The sequence below is a fragment of the Caballeronia sp. GAWG2-1 genome (assembly GCF_023631405.1).
In the GTDB taxonomy this organism is placed as follows: domain Bacteria; phylum Pseudomonadota; class Gammaproteobacteria; order Burkholderiales; family Burkholderiaceae; genus Caballeronia.
In genome coordinates this window covers 382,387-399,790 of sequence record NZ_JALQDD010000006.1, presented here as the reverse complement: position 1 = coordinate 399,790, position 17,404 = coordinate 382,387, and the positions used below count along the sequence as shown (strand labels likewise).

Annotated in this window: 16 protein-coding genes; 7 read left to right on the top strand and 9 right to left on the bottom strand. The window is 62.6% G+C overall.

What is annotated here, in order from left to right; all coding sequences use genetic code 11:
* Window positions 1-104: 104 nt before the first annotated feature.
* The 4 genes from NCR98_RS04250 to NCR98_RS04235 form a co-directional block, all read right to left on the bottom strand.
* Window positions 105-1,511: a sigma-54-dependent transcriptional regulator gene (locus NCR98_RS04250; protein WP_244827452.1), complete on the bottom strand. Its 1,407-nt coding sequence runs from the start codon at window positions 1,509-1,511 to the stop codon at window positions 105-107.
* 381 nt (window positions 1,512-1,892) lie between these two features.
* Entirely contained in the window at window positions 1,893-2,129 is a 237-nt protein-coding gene (locus NCR98_RS04245) for a hypothetical protein (RefSeq protein WP_244827451.1), read from the bottom strand.
* 84 nt (window positions 2,130-2,213) lie between these two features.
* Window positions 2,214-2,531, bottom strand: coding sequence for an ElaB/YgaM/YqjD family protein (locus tag NCR98_RS04240; protein ID WP_250508771.1), 318 nt, complete (start codon window positions 2,529-2,531; stop codon window positions 2,214-2,216).
* Between the two features lie 55 nt (window positions 2,532-2,586).
* Window positions 2,587-2,940: a hypothetical protein gene (locus tag NCR98_RS04235; protein ID WP_250525579.1), complete on the bottom strand. Its 354-nt coding sequence runs from the start codon at window positions 2,938-2,940 to the stop codon at window positions 2,587-2,589.
* Between the two features lie 600 nt (window positions 2,941-3,540).
* Between NCR98_RS04235 and NCR98_RS04230 the strand changes: the two genes are divergently transcribed.
* From NCR98_RS04230 to NCR98_RS04220, 3 genes are all read left to right on the top strand, one after another.
* Window positions 3,541-4,611: a sigma-54 interaction domain-containing protein gene (locus NCR98_RS04230; RefSeq protein WP_244827448.1), complete on the top strand. Its 1,071-nt coding sequence runs from the start codon at window positions 3,541-3,543 to the stop codon at window positions 4,609-4,611.
* A gap of 263 nt (window positions 4,612-4,874) precedes the next feature.
* On the top strand, window positions 4,875-5,429 hold the full coding sequence (locus tag NCR98_RS04225) for a hypothetical protein (protein ID WP_244827447.1): 555 nt from the start codon (window positions 4,875-4,877) through the stop codon (window positions 5,427-5,429).
* Window positions 5,426-5,950 (top strand): hypothetical protein, encoded by a 525-nt coding sequence (locus NCR98_RS04220; RefSeq protein WP_250463975.1) that lies wholly within the window; start codon window positions 5,426-5,428, stop codon window positions 5,948-5,950. The genes NCR98_RS04225 and NCR98_RS04220 overlap by 4 nt, the downstream gene beginning before the upstream one ends.
* A gap of 319 nt (window positions 5,951-6,269) precedes the next feature.
* Here the strand turns inward: NCR98_RS04220 and NCR98_RS04215 are convergent, their stop codons facing one another.
* Together NCR98_RS04215 and NCR98_RS04210 are read right to left on the bottom strand one after the other, a co-directional pair.
* Complete coding sequence (locus NCR98_RS04215) at window positions 6,270-7,649, bottom strand: ABC transporter ATP-binding protein (RefSeq protein ID WP_244827445.1); 1,380 nt, start codon at window positions 7,647-7,649, stop codon at window positions 6,270-6,272.
* Between the two features lie 12 nt (window positions 7,650-7,661).
* Entirely contained in the window at window positions 7,662-9,413 is a 1,752-nt protein-coding gene (locus NCR98_RS04210) for an ABC transporter permease (RefSeq protein ID WP_244827444.1), read from the bottom strand.
* Between the two features lie 721 nt (window positions 9,414-10,134).
* Here NCR98_RS04210 and NCR98_RS04205 point away from each other — a divergent pair.
* Together NCR98_RS04205 and NCR98_RS04200 are read left to right on the top strand one after the other, a co-directional pair.
* Window positions 10,135-11,820, top strand: coding sequence for a sensor domain-containing diguanylate cyclase (locus NCR98_RS04205; protein WP_250525578.1), 1,686 nt, complete (start codon window positions 10,135-10,137; stop codon window positions 11,818-11,820).
* Between the two features lie 98 nt (window positions 11,821-11,918).
* Window positions 11,919-12,182, top strand: coding sequence for a double-stranded DNA-specific endonuclease (locus NCR98_RS04200; protein ID WP_244827442.1), 264 nt, complete (start codon window positions 11,919-11,921; stop codon window positions 12,180-12,182).
* A 277-nt stretch (window positions 12,183-12,459) separates the two neighbouring features.
* Here the strand turns inward: NCR98_RS04200 and NCR98_RS04195 are convergent, their stop codons facing one another.
* Both NCR98_RS04195 and NCR98_RS04190 read right to left on the bottom strand, forming a co-directional pair.
* Entirely contained in the window at window positions 12,460-13,803 is a 1,344-nt protein-coding gene (locus NCR98_RS04195) for an ATP-binding protein (RefSeq protein WP_250525577.1), read from the bottom strand.
* On the bottom strand, window positions 13,787-14,509 hold the full coding sequence (locus tag NCR98_RS04190) for a response regulator (RefSeq protein WP_244827440.1): 723 nt from the start codon (window positions 14,507-14,509) through the stop codon (window positions 13,787-13,789). Before NCR98_RS04190 ends, NCR98_RS04195 begins: the two co-directional genes overlap by 17 nt.
* A gap of 249 nt (window positions 14,510-14,758) precedes the next feature.
* On the opposite strand from NCR98_RS04190, the gene NCR98_RS04185 reads away from it, so the two are divergent.
* A complete protein-coding gene (locus NCR98_RS04185) occupies window positions 14,759-15,370 on the top strand; it encodes a Spy/CpxP family protein refolding chaperone (protein WP_244827439.1) in 612 nt (203 codons plus the stop codon).
* Between the two features lie 247 nt (window positions 15,371-15,617).
* Here the strand turns inward: NCR98_RS04185 and NCR98_RS04180 are convergent, their stop codons facing one another.
* The gene (locus NCR98_RS04180) at window positions 15,618-16,316 is read right to left on the bottom strand and encodes a pirin family protein (protein ID WP_244827438.1); all 699 of its coding nucleotides are present in this window, start codon (window positions 16,314-16,316) and stop codon (window positions 15,618-15,620) included.
* Window positions 16,317-16,683: 367 nt separating this feature from the next.
* Here NCR98_RS04180 and NCR98_RS04175 point away from each other — a divergent pair, with 367 nt between their 5' ends.
* Window positions 16,684-17,370 carry an ABC transporter permease gene (locus NCR98_RS04175; RefSeq protein WP_244827437.1) on the top strand — a complete coding sequence of 229 codons (687 nt, stop codon included), beginning with the start codon at window positions 16,684-16,686 and terminating at the stop codon, window positions 17,368-17,370.
* Window positions 17,371-17,404: the final 34 nt, after the last annotated feature.

Here is a 17,404-nt window from a genome sequence, read left to right as displayed (position 1 = left end):
GCCAGGACTCCGCTTCATTATCGGCGCTGAATCCGCATGCGACAAATAAAAAAGCCCGCGCTTTGCGAGCAGCGGGCAATGTTTTGTCTAAAGATAAACGACGTTCAGGTATTTTCGCTATCCGCGTCAGAAAGGTCTCCGCCTTCTCCGACGGCTGCCTTGCCAGCAGCATCCTCGCCGTATTCGACGAGCCGGTTATACAGCGTCTTCAGGCTGATGCCGAGAATTTCCGCCGCCCGCGTCTTCACGCCGCCGCATTGTTCGAGCGTAGCGAGAATGAGCTGCCGATCAGCCTGCGCGAGCGACGTGCCGAAGGGAATCGTCACCGCCGTGCCCGCAGAAGGACGCGACAGTGAAATCTGCAGCGGCACGGTGGCCGTGCTATCCGAATCCGTACCCGACATGATGTACGCGCGCTGCACGTAGTTCTTCAACTCGCGCACGTTGCCGGGCCAGTTGTAGGACGCGAGCATTTCACGCACGGCGGCGGGAAACACCTTCTTCGTGTTGTAACGCGAGTTGAGTTCGTCGAGGAACGCCTGCCCGAGCAATTCGACGTCCGTGCCGCGTTCGCGCAGCGGCGGCAGGTTGATCGGAAACACGTTCAGGCGGTGATACAGGTCGAGCCGCAGTTTGCCTTCGAGCACAGCCTGCTCGGGATCGCGATTGGTCGCAGCAATCAGGCGCACGTCTGTTTCGAGTTCCTTCGTGGTCCCGACGCGCATGAACATGCCGGTTTCGAGCACGCGCAACAGCTTCACTTGAAGCTCGATAGGCATCTCGGTGATTTCGTCGAGGAACAGCGTGCCGCCGTTCGCGCGCTCGAAATAACCCTTGTGCTGCCGGTCCGCGCCTGTGAACGAGCCGCGTTCATGGCCGAACATTTCGGATTCGATCAGGTTCGGCGAAATGGCGCCGCAATTCACCGCGATGAACGCGTGCTTGCGTCGCAGGCTCAGCTCGTGCAGCGTCTGCGCGGCGACTTCCTTGCCGGTGCCGGACTCGCCGATCAACAGCACGGACGCTGCCGTCGGTGCCACGCGGCCGATCTGATCGTAGACCGTTTGCATGGCCGGCGAATTGCCGAGCATCAGCCCGAAGCGGCCCATGCGGCGCAACTCGCCACGCAAGGTGCCGATTTCCGCTTTCAGGTCGCCGGCGCGCGGCAGGCGCGAAAGGATCGCCTTCACGCGCTGCATGTTGATGGGTTTGACCAGATAATCCGCCGCACCCATCTTGAGTGCGCTGACCGCGGACTCGACGGTCGCATGGCCGGTAATGACGATGAACTCGACGCCCGAGCGCGGGTCCAGATCCTCGAACAGATCGACGCCGGTGCCGTCGGGCAGCTTGAGGTCGGTAAACACGACGTCCGGCGTCTGCCGCACGAGCTGGATGCGCGCCTCGCGCAAGTCGCCTGCCGTGGCTGTCGTCAGTCCGTCTTCGCCGATGATCGCGGCTAGCGCCTCGCGGGTACTGGGATCGTCATCGACAATCAATACATGTGGCATTGCGTCTCGATATTTCCAAAGCGTTTTCAGGGTCACACGCCAGGTGCGGCGTGGTCTTCTCCGGGCGATGACACGGTGGACTGCCCGGGCCGGTGCGGCTTTCGGTCATGCGCCCGTTGTGGCTCGAGCTCGAAGTGCATGACGCAAAAAGCGCGAGAAATAGAATAATTTCCGATGCGCTGTACGCTTGGGTCTCTCAGCCGTAAGTTTTTCCATTTAGGCAACTTATGGCGGATATTCGTTGATTATAAAGGTTTATCGACATAAAAACGCACGCCGGTCGGGCGTGCGTGGAGTTCGTTCAAACGCGGCGGTGATGAAAACGCCTTCCGGCAGCACTCCGTCGCTCGCACTTGAACGACGGTCGTGAACTACTGCGCGTCAGCTTCGCGGGAAATTCCAGGCGTCTGCCGTGCCGCCTACGCCGTGACCATTCACCTCATGCGGCGCGGGCAGGCGACTCGACGGCGTCAGCACCTTGCCGCCCTCGTCTTCCCAACGGTGCAGATCGCGGGCCGTGCGACGTGTGGCAGCATCGCGCGATTGCGCCCATTTCCATGCAAGCACGCTGCCCACCGCGAACAGCGCCCCGAAAATTCCGATTGAAGGACGTGCCATCTCGTTTTCTCCCTTGATTATCTAAATCGCTGTTTGTGCCTTGATTTCGCCGATGCGCGCTCTTGACTACCCAGCGCGCTTCGATCAGCGGACAACCAGAAGCCCGATGAGAAAGCCCGCGCCCGCCGCGATACCCAGCGATTGCCACGGATTTTCGCGCACATATTTTTCGGTGCACTCGACGCTGGTCTTGTAACGCGTCTGCGCGCTTGCTTGAGCGTCTTCGAGCGCGGAGCGCGCCGAATCGACGTGATCGCGAAGGCGCGTGCGCAAGGCATCGACGCCCTCGCCCGGCAGCGACGCCGAGAGCCGCAACAACTCTTCCGAGTCGTTGAGCAGCACCTTGATGTCTTCGATAATTTTCTGCTTGCCCAACGCAAGCTGGACAGTCGTCTCAGTCATGAAATCAGGTCCTTGCCTTAGAAATGTGGGGGTGAAGTCTGAAGCTTTGCGTATCTCAATGCGTTTCAGCGCCCGCGAGCGCCTTGGCCACACCGTGCATCGTGAAACGCATGCGCAGATTGCGCAGGACGCCGCCGGCCATCAACGCGACGCCAAGCATGCCGAACACGGCGCTCGTGACGTTCGCCGCACGCGAGAGCGCAGGTGTGCCCGCCGCGTAACCGAGCACGGCACACATGAGCGCGGTCACCAGCGCGACCAGAGCCCAATGGTAAATGTCGATCGGCTCGCGCACCGCGAGTTCCTGTCCGCCGCGCGTCGGCCGCACGGGCTTGCTGGCGTTGCCACCGAAGTTGCCGACCATAGTGCCGTCGCGCGTGGCGGTGTCGAAGTCGAGCGTATCGTCCATGATGCGTGTTACCTCTCTCGCTGCCGTCCGCTCGCAGTTGCGATGCACACCGACCGCTTGTTGCGAGCTTGTTCGAATAAGGATAACTCCGTCCTTGCAGCTTTCATGCCAGCCATCTGTGACGGCGTCCAGGAAATGTTCTGCCCGAAGTGGTCCGCGCAAGCCATCACGAAACCGGGTAAGTATTACGCTGTGGACGTGTAAATTCCCCGAGCGGAGCGAGAACCTTGCCGGAAGTCACGCGACGCACATGTGCCAATCAGACAAATTGGGCGATGCCGAACGCCGCACGTTGCCGCAAAGTCGTTGCGAATGGTTAAATAGCGTTTATGAGATGGACTTGTCCGTCTACGGAAAACATCGACCCGCCTGACGAGCGATCGTACGAATGGATCGCGAGCTTGCTTGCCGTCAAACCAAGCGACGTGTTGCTGCCAGGAAACGCCCGAAACTGGCGGCATCAAGCCGAAACTCAGCTAACGCGGCCGGTTCGCATGCTTGGCGCCGCTCTCGCGCATCGACATGCGCCACCACGCTTGACCGATGCCTGGCCGCCATCCGCTCAACCATATTGGCAGAACTCAGGACATATCAGCACACATGGCGACAACCGATCTGGACCCGCCCATCGCCGTCGGCGATACAGCCGCGCAGAAAAAGCGCAATGCGGGGGAAGTGCCGGGCTTGAGATCGTACGGACTGCTGTACGGCTCATCACCCGTGATGCAGGAGTTGTACACGCAGATCGAACGCGTCGCCGGCACCGATGCGACCGCGCTCATCATCGGCGAGTCGGGCACCGGCAAGGAGCTCGTCGCGCGGACCATCCACGATAAAAGCGCGCGCAAGGACGCACCGTTCATTGCCGTGAATTGCGGCGCGATTCCCGACAACCTCATCGAAGCGGAACTCTTCGGTCACGAAAAAGGCAGTTTCACGGGCGCGGTATCGGGACGTATCGGCTACTTCGAACACGCGAATGGCGGCACGCTTTTTCTCGACGAAGTGACGGAGATGTCGCCCGTGCGGCAGGTGAAGCTCTTGCGCGCGCTCGAAACCGGCACGTTCTTTCGGGTCGGCGGCAACGATCTCATCAGCTCCGACGTTCGAGTGATCGCCGCGACCAACCGCGATCCGATTGCCGCCGTGAAGGAAAACGGCTTGCGCGAGGACTTGATGTACCGGCTCGCCGTGTTTCCGCTGCGCGCGCCGCCTTTGCGCGAACGCGATTCGGACCGCGAACTGCTCGCCCAGCATTTTCTGTCCGAAATGAACGCGCAGGAGGGCACGAGCAAGGCCTTCAGCAAGCGCGCGCTCGACGTGCTGCGCACCTACTCGTGGCCGGGCAACGTGCGCGAACTCAAGAACACGGTGTATCGCGCGTTCATTCTCGCGGAGAAGACGGTGGAGATCGCGCATCCGCATCTGGCATCGCGCGTGAAGAAGCCCGTCACTCAGGGCGATGCGATGAACGTCTGGGTCGGCACGCCGCTCGCGGATGCGCAGAAGCAGATCATCCTCGGCACGCTCAAGCATTGCGGCGGCGACAAGCGTCGTGCCGCGAAAGCGCTGGGCGTAAGTCTCAAGACGCTCTACAACCGCCTTGGCGCCTATGAAAACGAGGACACCGAATCAGGCGAAGCCCCTTCCGGCGGCAGCAACGAAAGTTGAGCGTCCGTCCTTCATGGACGAACAAAAGGCGAGTGCGTGAAAGCGTTCTCGCCTTTTTTATGGAGCGTTGAGCTACGCGTTCCCGCTGCTTGCAATTTCTTGCAATTTTCTCGAACCGGTAATTAGAAGCATGCTTCAAAATGCGCGAAGCTCGCGACATGCACGTGTCGCGCATTCTTACGTGGCGGGGCTTTGGCGGCGATTCCTCAAGGAGATTCGCAGCCTGGCTCACGGCGCCTGGGCAGACGAAGGAAACCAGCAACATGCAGATCAGGGTTGAATGGCGCGGCAAGCGCGCCGCCGCGCTTGCCGCGATCGTGTCGGGCGCTATCGCCTGCGTGAGTCTCAGCGGCTGCAATTCCCTCTATAGCGAAGGCGCGACGGCTGGTGCCGGTATCGCCGGTGCGGCTATCGCGGGCAAGGTGACGAGCAATGCGGCGGTCGCCACGGGTATCGGTCTTGGCGCGGTGGCGGCGGCGCGGGCGGGCGTGCAGTACTCGCAGCGCATCGTGCATACGGACACGCAGGACAAGATCGCGTCGGTCGCCGGCCCGCTCGACGTCGGCTCGGTGGCGCCGTGGATCTCGGTGCATTCGGTGCCTATCGAAGACGACGAGAAAGGCCGCGTGACAGTGAGCCGCCAGATCAGCAGCGGTACGCTCGACTGCAAGGAAATCGTCTTTTCCGTCGATCGCGACGCGACCAAAGACCGTGCCGCCGACAGCGCGTTCTACGTGGCATCCGTGTGCCGCGACGGCGACAAGTGGAAGTGGGCATCGGCCGAACCGGCGACGCCGCGTTGGGGCTCGCTGCAATGACGGAGCGCGTGGCGGTATCCATGGCGCTGCGCCTTGGCTGCATCGCGGCTTTCGCGGCGGCGTGCGTCGCGATGAGCGGCTGCGCGTCGATTGGCGCGGCAAGCGGTGCGCTCGCGGGCGTGGCGACGGGCGCGGTGACGACCAATCCGGCTATCGGCCTGGGCGTCGGCATTGCGGTGCAGGCCGCGACCGACGAAGTCGTGAAGCGCGTGACGAAGTCTCTGCATCAGGATCAACAGGTTGCCATTGCGGTGACGGCGGGCATGTCGGACATCGGCGAGACGCGACCCTGGAAGGTCAAGCACACCTTGCCGGTGGAAAATGGCCACGGCCAGGTGCGAGTGCTGCGCGAGGTCAAGAGCGCGCTTGCGAGCTGCAAGGAATTCGCGTTCTCCGTGGCGGATGGCGACGATCCGAGTTCGCATGAAGACTGGTTCATCGCGACGGCGTGTCAGCAAACCGAGGGATGGAAGTGGGCTTCGGCGGAACCGGCGGTCGAGCGGTGGGGAAATCTACAGTAGGCGGGAGACAGTCGAACCGCTTTTTTGCTTAGAGGCTTCGAACAAGAAGCGCGGCGAGTCCGCGCTTTTTTGTTGGCTTCCATTCTGGCGATGGCTTGATGTTGGCGGGCCAGTGCAGTGCGAGCCTGCCGCGCCGTTCGTTGACCGTTGCCGTGCGCCTGCTACTTTCGAAAACGGCGTGACGAGTACTCGCTTCTCCTTGCCTCGACCTTCAGCGTTCTCACTTGCCTCCAGCACGACGTGATGATCAAAGCCCCAAAGAAAAACGCGGCGTCCTGAACGGCCACCGCGCCTTTCCCCGCAAAAACCACCAATAGCCTCAAGCCTCCACGTCCTCCAGACTCAGCATCTCCGTCTGATCGTTGTACGAGAAGATCTCGCCATAACGACCCCAGTCGATGACCGCATCCAGCGTTTCCTGCGCGGCCTTGTCGGAGAGGAAGTCTTCCAGTTCCTGCTCGAAGCGCACGCGCGGCGCGCGATGCCCCGGCCGCTCGTTCAGCACCTTCTTGATCCGCGCCGCGAGCGGCACGTGCCGCAGCAGATGCTCGGCGAACATCATCTTGCGTTCCTGCGTGCCGAATTCGGCGAACACGCGCGCCTGCGGCGTCAGGAAAATATCGCCTTCGCGCACGTCGGCGAAACCGAGATGCTGCAGCACTTCGGCCACCGGAAAGAGTTCATCGACCTCGAGATGCAGCGTGCGCGCAATTTCCGGCATGTCCGCGCGACCGTGATACGGCTCCGCCGCGAGCGTTTCGATGAGACCCGCCATCAGATTGGTCGACACCGACGGCAGCCAGCTTCCGAGCTCGAGTCCCTTCTTCTTCGATTCATCCAGTTGCCGCGCGGTCATCTTCGCGTAAATGTCGTCGACGAGACGCCGGAACGCCGGGTCCAGACGATTGCGCGGATGCTTGAACGGCACCTTGATCTCGGCCATCACGCGGCCCGGATTCGACGACAGCACCAGAATGCGGTCGCACATGAACACCGCTTCCTCGATGTTGTGCGTGACGATCAGCACCGACTTGATCGGCATGCGCCCTTGCGTCCACAAGTCGAGCAAGTCGGTACGCAAGTTCTCGGCGGTCAGCACGTCGAGCGCGGAAAATGGCTCGTCCATGAGCAGCAAGGTCGGATCGACGACGAGCGCGCGCGCAAAACCCACGCGCTGCCGCATGCCGCCCGACAATTCGCGCGGATAGGCATTCTCGAAACCGTCCAGCCCGATCAGGTCGATGGCCGCCAACGCCCGTTCACGTCGCTCGCGCGCCGCCACGCCCTGCGCTTCCAGACCCGCTTCCACGTTTTGCATGACGGTCAGCCACGGGAACAGCGCGAACGTCTGGAACACCATCGCGACGCCCTTCGCCGGTCCGCGCAAGGGCTCGTTCAGATAAGTGACGTCGCCGGCAGTCGGCTCGATCAGTCCGGCGATGATGCGCAACAGCGTCGATTTACCCGAGCCCGAACGTCCGAGCAGACCGACGATCTCGCCTTCGCGCAGCGAGAGGTTGGCGTCGTCGAGCACGAGCAGTTCGCCCTGGGTCTTGTTGAATCCGCGGCTCACGTTCTGCACGCGCAGGATTTCCGCGCCCAGGCGCGGCGGCGTGCCGGGCACGCTGGGCGCCGGCGTGCCCGTCGTGCGCGATGCGCCCGGCGTGTTGGGGTTTTGCGTGTTCTTGGTGTTCTGCATCGGAACTCGTCCTCAATCCAGTCGAAGTCTTGCTTCGGCGTAGGCGTACAGCGGGCGCCACAACAATCGGTTGAACAGCGTGACGAAAAGCGACATCACGGCAATGCCCAGGATGATCTTCGGATAGTCGCCATCCGCAGTGGTCTGCGCGATATACGCGCCGAGCCCGTGCGCGACGACGCTCGTCTTGCCCCACGACACCGCCTCCGCAACGATGCTCGCGTTCCACGCGCCGCCCGATGCCGTGATCGCGCCGGTGATGTAGTACGGGAAGATGCCCGGCAGCATGGCCTTTTTCCACCATTGCCAACCGCGAATCTGGAAGTTGGCCGCGGCCTCGCGGTAATCGTTCGGATACGCCGATGCCCCGGCAATCACGTTGAAGAGGATATACCACTGCGTTCCGAGCACGATCAACGGCGAAAGCCAGATATCCGGGTTCAGATGCCAGCGCACGATGGCGACGACGAACACCGGAAACAGCAGGTTCGCCGGAAACGCCGCGAGAAACTGCGCGACGGGCTGCATCTTCTCGGCGAGCGCGGGGCGCAACCCGATCAGCACGCCGACCGGCACCCACACCACCGACGCAATGCCGATCAGCACGACCACGCGAATTAGCGTGATGAAGCCGAGCACGAACACGTGACCGACATCGCTCCAGCCGACGCCCGTCGACACGAACGAGACCACCTTCCACGTGACGAACGCCGTGACGAGCAGCACGGCCGCGCCCCAGGCGATATCGCCGGTGCGCGTGGACGGCACGGTGGCGCGCAACGGCAGCTTCACGCCTTGCAGCGACGGCAGACGAATCGGGAAGCGCGCGGCCTTCGCGAACAGCCATCCGGCCGGCACCAGCAACCGGTGGATCAGCCGCGTGCGGCGAATCAGATCGAGCAGCCACGATTCCGGCGCGTTGCCCGAGCTCGTGTTCTCCATGCGGAATTTGTCTGCCCACGCGACAAGCGGACGGAACATCAGTTGATCGTAGGCAAGGATAACGACGGTCATTGCCAGAATCACCCAACCGATCGCGGAGAGATTGCGCTCGCCGATCGCCGCGGCCAGATACGCGCCGATACCCGGCAGCACGATGCTCCGGTTGCCCACCGTGATGGCCTCGGAGGCGACGACGAAGAACCAGCCGCCCGACATCGACATCATCATGTTCCAGATGAGGCCGGGCATGGAGAACGGCACTTCGAGCTTCCAGAAGCGCTGCCAGTTGGTGAGGTGAAAGCCGCGCGAGACTTCATCCAGATCGCGCGGCACCGTGCGCAGCGACTGGTAGAAGCTGAAGGTCATGTTCCACGCCTGGCTCGTGAAGATGGCGAAAATCGCGGCACACTCCGCGCCGATCACGCGCCCGGGAAAAAGCGCGAGAAAGAACGTGACGGTAAACGAGATGTAGCCGAGCACCGGCACCGATTGCAGGATGTCGAGCACCGGCACCAGCACGACCGACGCGCGCCGGCTCTTCGCCGCGAGCGTGCCATAAACCAGCGTGAAGATGAGCGAGGCGACCATGGCGAGCAGCATGCGCAAGGTCGTGCGCAGCGCGTATTCGGGGAGATTGCCGGGGTCGAGCGAGATCGCCTGCGTCTGCAGGGTGGAAATAGGCGCGAGCGTCTCGTGGAAACCGACAGCGGCAAGCGCGATGATGCAGATGATCATCGGGAACGCGACGAAGTCCCAGCGATTGGGCAAGATCCGCCATACCGACGCGTTCGCCGTGCGGTTCAGATTGAAACCAAATTCCATGCAACGCCCTCCCCGTAAGGCTTTGTTCCAACCGCGCAAGGCGCGGGATAGTGCTCATGACGGCAAGCCGTCGCGCGGGCAAGACGCCTTCGTGATCGATGACTGCCTGATCGTCGACACTCGTGGAATCCGTCGCGCTACCCGCATGCTCAACGTATCTGCCCGTCCAAAAGCTGACAGACGACACAGAAAACCAGCAAATGGATAATGTCAGGCAGCCGTCACTCTTTAACCAGTGCGAACCGGCTGTGCGGAACCGAGCGACACTACACCAAGTTTCGTGACAGTCACAATCTTTCGGCGCTCAGGCACGTCATTCGTGTGATGTTTCTATTTGCTCTTCGGCGCCACGGAGGCAAAATAAAGGCTTGGTCGCCGTCGCATCCGCATTTTGAATGGTCTGGCTTTCTTTTGACTTAACCTCTGCCCCAAGCCGACGAGCAGGCCGACCAAAACCACGCCGGGAGTGCGTTTGAGCAGCGACGAAGGCAACACATAACGCAAGAACCGAACCGCCCGTGCTTACCCTGTGTTGGGTAGACGCCGCCTGTGGAGACAAGGCGCTTGCTGGGCGGCGAAAAACATCGTCCAATCGTGGCTATCACTAACAATAATGAGCGCCGATGCAATGCACTACGCCGCCCCGAAGCCGAACGCCCGTCTGCCCGGCTGTTCTCGCTTGAATCCGCGCGCGGCGTGAGCCAGCGTAGCCGAGAACGCGATGAACAAGACCCTCCTGCACCGACTGATCGCGCTCCTCGGACTCGCGCTGCTCGGCCTTGCGTGCTGGATCGCGGCCGGCTTGCTGTCGGACCGAATGGTACAGCAGGAAATGACGGGCACGGTGCGCACCGAACGACAAATGGCGGCATCCATCGTCGACAACATGGCGCAGGTCATCGCAAGCGATCTCGCGATGTCGCGCGCCATTCCCGCCACGCTCGCACAGGTCGAGCTCATGCAGCATGCGCTCGCGCAATCGCGGGATTATGCCTCGAACCCCGCGGGCTCGGAAAGCGAACGGCGCGCCGAATGGACCGCGCGTCCCAATCTGGCGAAGGTCAACCGCTTCCTCCATGACGCGCAGGGCTTCTCCGGCCTCGATTCCATCTGGCTCATCAACGACCAGGGCTACTGCATTGCATCGAGCAATTCGGCGGACGACAACAGTTTCATCGGCTACAAGATGAGCGCGCGCGGCTATGTCGCGCGGGCGCTGCTCGGCGGCTTCGTCGAGATGTACGGCGTCGGGCGGCTTTCGGGCGATCCGGGCATCTACATCGCCGCGCCGATCTACGACGACGGCATCCTCGTGGGCGCGGTGATCGCCAAGGTGAGCATCGACCGGTTGCGGCATTGGGTGTCGCGGGCCGGCACCTTCGTCACCGATGAAAACGGCGTCGTGGTGATGGCGCACGACGGCGCGCTCGAGTACCAGGCCATGCCCGATGCGCCCGTCGCCCAAATGACGCCGCGCGAGCGGCTCGAACATTACCGGCGCGAGGACTTTCCGCCGTTGCGCGTCGCGCATGTCGGCGATCAGATGCGCGCGGCCGAGCACTGGCTCGCGCCGACGCTCGCGGAAACCTTTTATGCGACCAACGGCAGCAGCGTGCCCGCGCTTTACGACGAGCGCACCGGGCTGAATTCGGGGCTGTCGGCGCACATCGTCCATCCGCTCACGAGCTGGCCGGAGATCAGCCGCAATCACAGCCGCGACCGCGTGCTGGTGTTCCTGACGATGCTCGGCGTCGTGACACTCGCTATCGTGATCGCCATCTCGTATTCACGCGAGCGCCGTCTGCATCGCGCGACGCGCGATCTCGCCGAGCAGTTGCAATCGGCCAATACGCTCTTGTCGGCCGAAGCGCGCCACGACGCGCTCACCGGCGCCCTCTCGCGCCGCTACTTCCTCGACACACTGCGCCACGAAGTGGAACTCGCGCGCTCGGTCGGCACGCCGTTGTCGCTCGCCATCGCGGACCTCGACCACTTCAAGCAGATCAACGACCGTTACGGACACGCGTCCGGCGACCGCGCGCTCGAACACTTCGCCGAAGTGTGCCGCGCGCAGTTGCGTCCGAGCGATGCAGTCGGCCGGCTCGGCGGCGAGGAATTCGGCATCCTGCTGCCGCAGACCGCGCTGGCGGACGCGCAGGCTGTGCTGGAGCGGCTGCGCAAGCGCTTTCATCACGAGCATTGCGCGCATCTTCCCAACGAGGCGGTGTTGTCGGTAAGCATCGGGATTACCGAACTCGCTGCCGACGATGCGCTCGAATGGATTCTCTCTCGCGCCGATCTCGCGCTCTACGAGGCGAAATCGCGTGGTCGCGACCGCAGCGAAGTGCGCCCGGCCGATCCCCCGCCGCCCGCGCGCTATCCCGAGAACTCGCTGATGGGCAAGTAAGCGCGGCATGGCTTGGGAAGGCATCTCGTCGCGCTCGACGGCGGGCAGGTATCATCGACGTTCGATATCGAATGACGCCGCCGTCACGGGAGAAATGCATGAAGGGAAATCTGGTCATCGTGTGCCGCGATCAGGACGCTGAAACGTTCGACCAATTGCTGGCCGAGTACGGCTCGTTCCAGACGCGCCTTTCTTCGACCACATGGTTTCTGAAGATCGCGCTTGCGCCGGAAGTCATTCAGGAGGAAATTCTCGCGCGGCTTGGCAAGTACACCACGCATTACATCTTCGAGGCTTCGACGGTGACTTACAACACCGTGGATAGTGAAGCGGCCTCGGCGCTGGAAACGTTGTTTGATTGACGTGGGGCATGGATTAATGCCGCCTGGCCTTGAAACGTTGTTCCATTGACGCGGGTTTAGTAAAGACGCCTCCGGACTTTGATTCGGAGGCGATTTTGCTTTCTCGATGCAGGTTCAACGCTTCGGACGTTGAGCATCGTCTGGCCTACTTCGAGCTACACACGAACACGGCCCGACACTGAAACATCGTTCCATAGACATTGGCGCAAAACAAAACGCCTCCGTTTCGATGCGGAGGCGTTTTGTTTTCAGCGCGACGAAAGCCGACGTGCGCGGTTCAAAGAGAAGCACGCTCCTCATGCTGCGCTCCCACGCGCCTTTCGCTCGTCGGCTGCGTGGCGACATCGAACGGGAAGGTCATGACCACCTGCAACCCGCCCGCAGGCTGATTGCCGACCTCGCATTCCCCACCCGCGCGCCGTGCGAGCCGTTCGACGATAGCCAGTCCAAGGCCGCTATGTCCGCTGCCGCCGCGCGCCGGATCGAGCCGCACGAACGGCCGGCTCGCCTTGATGAGATCGTCCGGCGCGATACCCTTGCCGTGGTCCGAGACGGTCAACACCCAACCCTTTGCCGCGCGCCGCGTCGCAATGGCGATGGGCGCCGCGCCGTAGGCATGCGCGTTATCGAGGAGATTCGACAAGAGCCGGTCGAGCGTTGCCGCGGGCAGCACGAAATTCGGCCCGGCTTCCAGGTCGAGCCGAACCGGTTCCGCGGTCGGCGACACCGCGCGATACGTCCGCGCGATTTTCTCGCACTGCTGATCGACCGAAACGGGCTCGCTGCCATCTGGCCGGTCGTGCGCGAATACCAGGAACTGATCGACGATATGCGCCATGGAATCGACATCGCGCACTACGCCATCACGCACCTTGGCGTCGTCCATCATCTCGGCGCGTAGACGCAAACGCGCGAGCGGTGTCTTCAGATCGTGCGCGACGCCTGCGAGCATCACCGCGCGATCGTTCTCGGTTTGCGAGACTTCACGCACCATCTGATTGAAGCCGTGCGTCAGTTGCCGCAACTCACGCGGGCCGCGTTCGGGAACGGGCGGCGTCGGCTGACCGCGACCAAAACGCCCGACCGCTTGCGCCAGCGAGCGCAATGGGTATTGCAACTGCCATGCGCCGAAGAGCGCGGCGAGCACGGCAGTCGAGAAAATGAGCGCGAGCCACAGCAGCATGCGGTCGCGGGAGCGCGGCGGCCGCAACGGCTGCACCGGCACGACAATCCAGCCGGCGTCCTTCGCGCCATGCACCCACACGCTGGGCGGCGCGCCGGGTTCGTTCAGGCGAACATCGGTGCCATCCGGCAGACGGTCTTTCAGGTCTTCGATGAAATGAGCGAGCGGCGGCGGCGTGTCTTCGTCGGGCGTTCGGGGCACTTCCGGGCTGTTCAGCGGAAAGATGCGCACGCGCGGCGGCAAGGGTTGATCGGGTGTGTTGGCCATGTGCTGACGCACGGCATCGACGAGAAATGCGGTTTCCTCGACGGCAAAACGCGTCTGCACGTTGTCGCGCTCGAAGCGGATGATGGCGAACCAAGCGACATGCGACAGCACCAGCATGCCGATGACGATGACGACCAGCCGCCCGAACAGCGTGTCAATTGCCCGGCGCATTTTGCTCGCCGTCCGGCACGAACACGTAGCCGCGCCCGCGCACTGTCTGAATGAAACGCGGCGCGGATGGATCGCTTTCCAGAATGCGCCGCAGACGCCACACCTGCACGTCGATACCACGGTCGGTGCCGTCGTATTCCGGCCCGTGCAGCAGTTCGAGCAGACGCTCGCGCGTCAGCGTGCGCATAGGGTTGTTGACGAAAATCTTCAGAAGCGCGAATTCGCTGCCGGATAAGGTGATCGGCCTGTCGTCCTGTTGCAGCGTGCGCGACTGGAAGTCGAGCCTGAAGCGCCCGAACGAATACGGCTCGCGCTGTTCCGGCGCGGCCGATGGAATGGTGCGGCGGCGGCGCAGCACGGCTTGCACGCGGGCAAGCAATTCGCGCGGATTGAACGGCTTGCCGAGGTAATCGTCCGCGCCGAGTTCGAGACCGACGATGCGGTCCACGTCGTCCGCGCGCGCGGTCAGCATGATGACGGGGATGTCGTCGCCCGATGCGCGCAGCTTTCTGAGCGCGGTCAGGCCGTCGACGCCCGGCATCATCAAGTCGAGCACGATCAGATCGGGGCGCTCGCGCTCCAGCCGGCGTTCCAGCGAACCGGCGTCGTGCAGCACCGAAACCTCGATGCCCTGCCGGACCAGATAGTCGCGCAGAAGGTCGCGCAGTTCGGCGTCGTCGTCGACGACAAGTATTTGCGTAGTCATGGCTGAAGTTTAGCGCGTGAGACGTAACCGTTTGCCCGCAAGGATGCCGTAAAGGGTTACGGGGTGTTACCGCGAAAGCATCGCGTAAACCTGCGTAATAAGCAGCGACCGTGTCGTAACACGCCACGCGGCGCAAGCCTCTACGCTGTGTCTCACCGACAAGCGCAAAAGCCTGGACGACCTTCTCGGAAATACCGTCGCAAGCGGCTTCGACGTTTCGGCATCGACAATCAATCAGGGAGTCTCACAATGGGCAAGCAATATCGCATTCTTACTGCCGCCGCCACTGCAATTGCACTGACATTCGGCGCCACGGCTTATGCCGCCACCAGCGACGCGCCTCCCGCGCCGCCGCCTGGCGGTCCCGCCATGATGGGTGGCCCCGGTGGTCCTGGCGGCCCTGGCGGTCATCGCATGGAAGAGCGCATGAAGAAGCAGATGGAGCAGCTTCATAGTCAGCTCAAGCTCAACGCAGATCAGGAAAAGCTCTGGCAGACCGCGCAGGACACCATGAAGCAGAACCGTCAGGCGATGCGCGAGAGCCACCGTCAGATGCACGAGCAGATGAAGTCGCTGGAGCAGCAGCCGATTCTCGACCTGAACGCCATGAACGCGGCGCATCAGAAGATCGAGCAGCAGAACCAGCAGTTGCGCGAAGGCACCACGACCGCATGGCTCAACTTCTATAACTCGCTGAACGATCAGCAGAAGACCACTGTGAGCACGGCGCTCAAGAAGCACTTTGCGAAGATGCGCGAGCACGAGCACAAGATGCACGAACGCTGGGGCAAGCGCGATGGTCAGCACGGCGGCCCGGGCGCCGGCGCGCCGGCTGGCGCTTCGGGTACGACGAAGCCCTGAGTTTCGTGGAGCGATGCCCGCCGTCGTGATACGGACGGCGGGCGCTTATGTTCAAGCTCTGCGTTCGCGCGAGCTGGCAGCATCATGCTGCTCTTAGCTTGAGACGCGGTGTTGCACGTTGAAAAAAAACCGCGAGGCGCTTTGGGCGCTTCGCGGCTTTGCGTTGCATGGATCTTCTGCTCTACGGCTCTCCGGCACTCAACGTCCGCGCGAAGCATCTGCAGCGCCCGATCACCCTTCTTCGACCTCACGCCAGATCGAACAACAGCACTTCCGCGCCTTCACCGCCTTCGACCGTGACTTTCGACACATCCTCGATCTTCGCGGCATCGCCGGCTTTCAGCGCTTCGCCGTTCACCAAAACCGCGCCGCGCGCCACGTGCACGTACACGCGCCGGCCAGCGGGAACATCGAACTCCGCGCGCTCGGCGCCGTCGAAAAGGCCCGCGAAGATGCGCGCATCAGCGCCGATTTTTACGGAGCCTTCATCGCCTTGCGGCGAGGCGATCACACGCAGACGGCCGCGCTTTTCCTCATCGCCGAAACGCTTTTCTTCGTAGCCCGGTGCGTTGCCTTGTGCATCCGGAATGATCCAGATTTGCAGAAAGTGGGCCGTCTCGCTGGGCGAACCGTTGTACTCGCTATGCCGCACGCCCGTTCCCGCACTCATGCGTTGCACGTCGCCCGGGCGGATGGTCGAACCGTTGCCCATGCTGTCGCGGTGCGCCAGCGCGCCTTCCAGCACGTAGCTCACGATCTCCATATCCCGATGCCCGTGCGTCCCGAAACCCTGTCCGCCCGCGACGCGATCTTCGTTGATCACGCGCAACGCGCCGAAGTGGACGTGCTCCGGATCGTGGTAGTCGGCAAAGGAGAAGCTGTGGTATGAGTCGAGCCAGCCGTGGTTGGCGTGACCGCGTTCGCTGCTGCGGCGAATCTCGAACATGATGTGTGCTCCCGTTGAATACGTTGAAATGCGATGGACAGAATGTAAGGGTGTCCACCCCGGCAAACAACGGGCACGCGGGCACTACACCGTCTCGCGCATGAGGGTAATCGGATGCCTCCGCTTCTCACCCGCGCATCTTCCGGCTTCGGGTAAAATACCGCGCTTTTCAGGCGGCCCTGTGGCCAGAGCCGGTCGGGAAAGCCCGTGAAGGCGCGTCTTTCGGCGTCCGCCAACGGCGACCGCCAATTTTGGCCACCTAGAATACGCGCACCAAAGGCGTCATCTCCCGGAGCCCGAACCCCGCGCGCGGCGCGCGTCACGTTCGCAGTTTCCGGCACGTCGGGCACCTTTACAAGGAACCACCATGTTGCAAGGCTACGGTCCGCTGATCCTCGCGGGCACCTGGCAGACCGTCAAGCTGGCGGTGTTGTCGCTCGCGTTCGCCTTCGTGATCGGGCTGATCGGCGCGGCGGCGAAGCTGTCGAAGAATCGAATCGCCTCGGGCGTCGGCACCGTCTACACGACCTTGATTCGCGGCGTGCCCGATCTCGTGCTCATGCTGCTGCTCTTCTACAGCATCCAGATCTGGCTCAATCTGCTGACGGATGCCCTCGGCTGGGATCAAATCGATATCGATCCATTCCTGGCCGGCATTCTCGTGCTCGGGTTCATCTACGGCGCGTATTTCACGGAGACGTTTCGCGGCGCGTTTCTCTCGGTGCCGCGCGGCCAGCTCGAAGCGGGTGCGGCTTACGGCATGACGCCCTGGCAGACGTTCACGCGCATCATGTTTCCGCAGATGATGCGCTTCGCCCTGCCCGGCATCGGCAATAACTGGCAGGTGATGGTCAAGGCGACTGCGCTCGTGTCGATCATCGGTCTCGCGGATGTCGTCAAGGCCTCGCAGGACGCCGGCAAGGGCACGATGCGTTTCTTCTTCTTCACGCTGCTCGCCGGCGCGATCTACTTGGCCATCACCACGATCTCCAATTTCGTGCTGATCTGGCTCGAACGGCGGTATTCCATCGGCGTGCGCAAGGCTGACCTCTGATAGAGCCTGTCGGTTAAAAAAGAACGGCGGAATC

Bases quoted from the DNA above. Each gene is read 5' to 3' on its own strand.
- NCR98_RS04250 (WP_244827452.1), bottom strand. From the start codon at position 1,511: ATGCCACATGTATTGATTGTCGATGACGATCCCAGTACCCGCGAGGCG.
- NCR98_RS04245 (WP_244827451.1), bottom strand. From the start codon at position 2,129: ATGGCACGTCCTTCAATCGGAATTTTCGGGGCGCTGTTCGCGGTGGGC.
- NCR98_RS04240 (WP_250508771.1), bottom strand. From the start codon at position 2,531: ATGACTGAGACGACTGTCCAGCTTGCGTTGGGCAAGCAGAAAATTATC.
- NCR98_RS04235 (WP_250525579.1), bottom strand. From the start codon at position 2,940: ATGGACGATACGCTCGACTTCGACACCGCCACGCGCGACGGCACTATG.
- NCR98_RS04230 (WP_244827448.1), top strand. From the start codon at position 3,541: ATGGCGACAACCGATCTGGACCCGCCCATCGCCGTCGGCGATACAGCC.
- NCR98_RS04225 (WP_244827447.1), top strand. From the start codon at position 4,875: ATGCAGATCAGGGTTGAATGGCGCGGCAAGCGCGCCGCCGCGCTTGCC.
- NCR98_RS04220 (WP_250463975.1), top strand. From the start codon at position 5,426: ATGACGGAGCGCGTGGCGGTATCCATGGCGCTGCGCCTTGGCTGCATC.
- NCR98_RS04215 (WP_244827445.1), bottom strand. From the start codon at position 7,649: ATGCAGAACACCAAGAACACGCAAAACCCCAACACGCCGGGCGCATCG.
- NCR98_RS04210 (WP_244827444.1), bottom strand. From the start codon at position 9,413: ATGGAATTTGGTTTCAATCTGAACCGCACGGCGAACGCGTCGGTATGG.
- NCR98_RS04205 (WP_250525578.1), top strand. From the start codon at position 10,135: ATGAACAAGACCCTCCTGCACCGACTGATCGCGCTCCTCGGACTCGCG.
- NCR98_RS04200 (WP_244827442.1), top strand. From the start codon at position 11,919: ATGAAGGGAAATCTGGTCATCGTGTGCCGCGATCAGGACGCTGAAACG.
- NCR98_RS04195 (WP_250525577.1), bottom strand. From the start codon at position 13,803: ATGCGCCGGGCAATTGACACGCTGTTCGGGCGGCTGGTCGTCATCGTC.
- NCR98_RS04190 (WP_244827440.1), bottom strand. From the start codon at position 14,509: ATGACTACGCAAATACTTGTCGTCGACGACGACGCCGAACTGCGCGAC.
- NCR98_RS04185 (WP_244827439.1), top strand. From the start codon at position 14,759: ATGGGCAAGCAATATCGCATTCTTACTGCCGCCGCCACTGCAATTGCA.
- NCR98_RS04180 (WP_244827438.1), bottom strand. From the start codon at position 16,316: ATGTTCGAGATTCGCCGCAGCAGCGAACGCGGTCACGCCAACCACGGC.
- NCR98_RS04175 (WP_244827437.1), top strand. From the start codon at position 16,684: ATGTTGCAAGGCTACGGTCCGCTGATCCTCGCGGGCACCTGGCAGACC.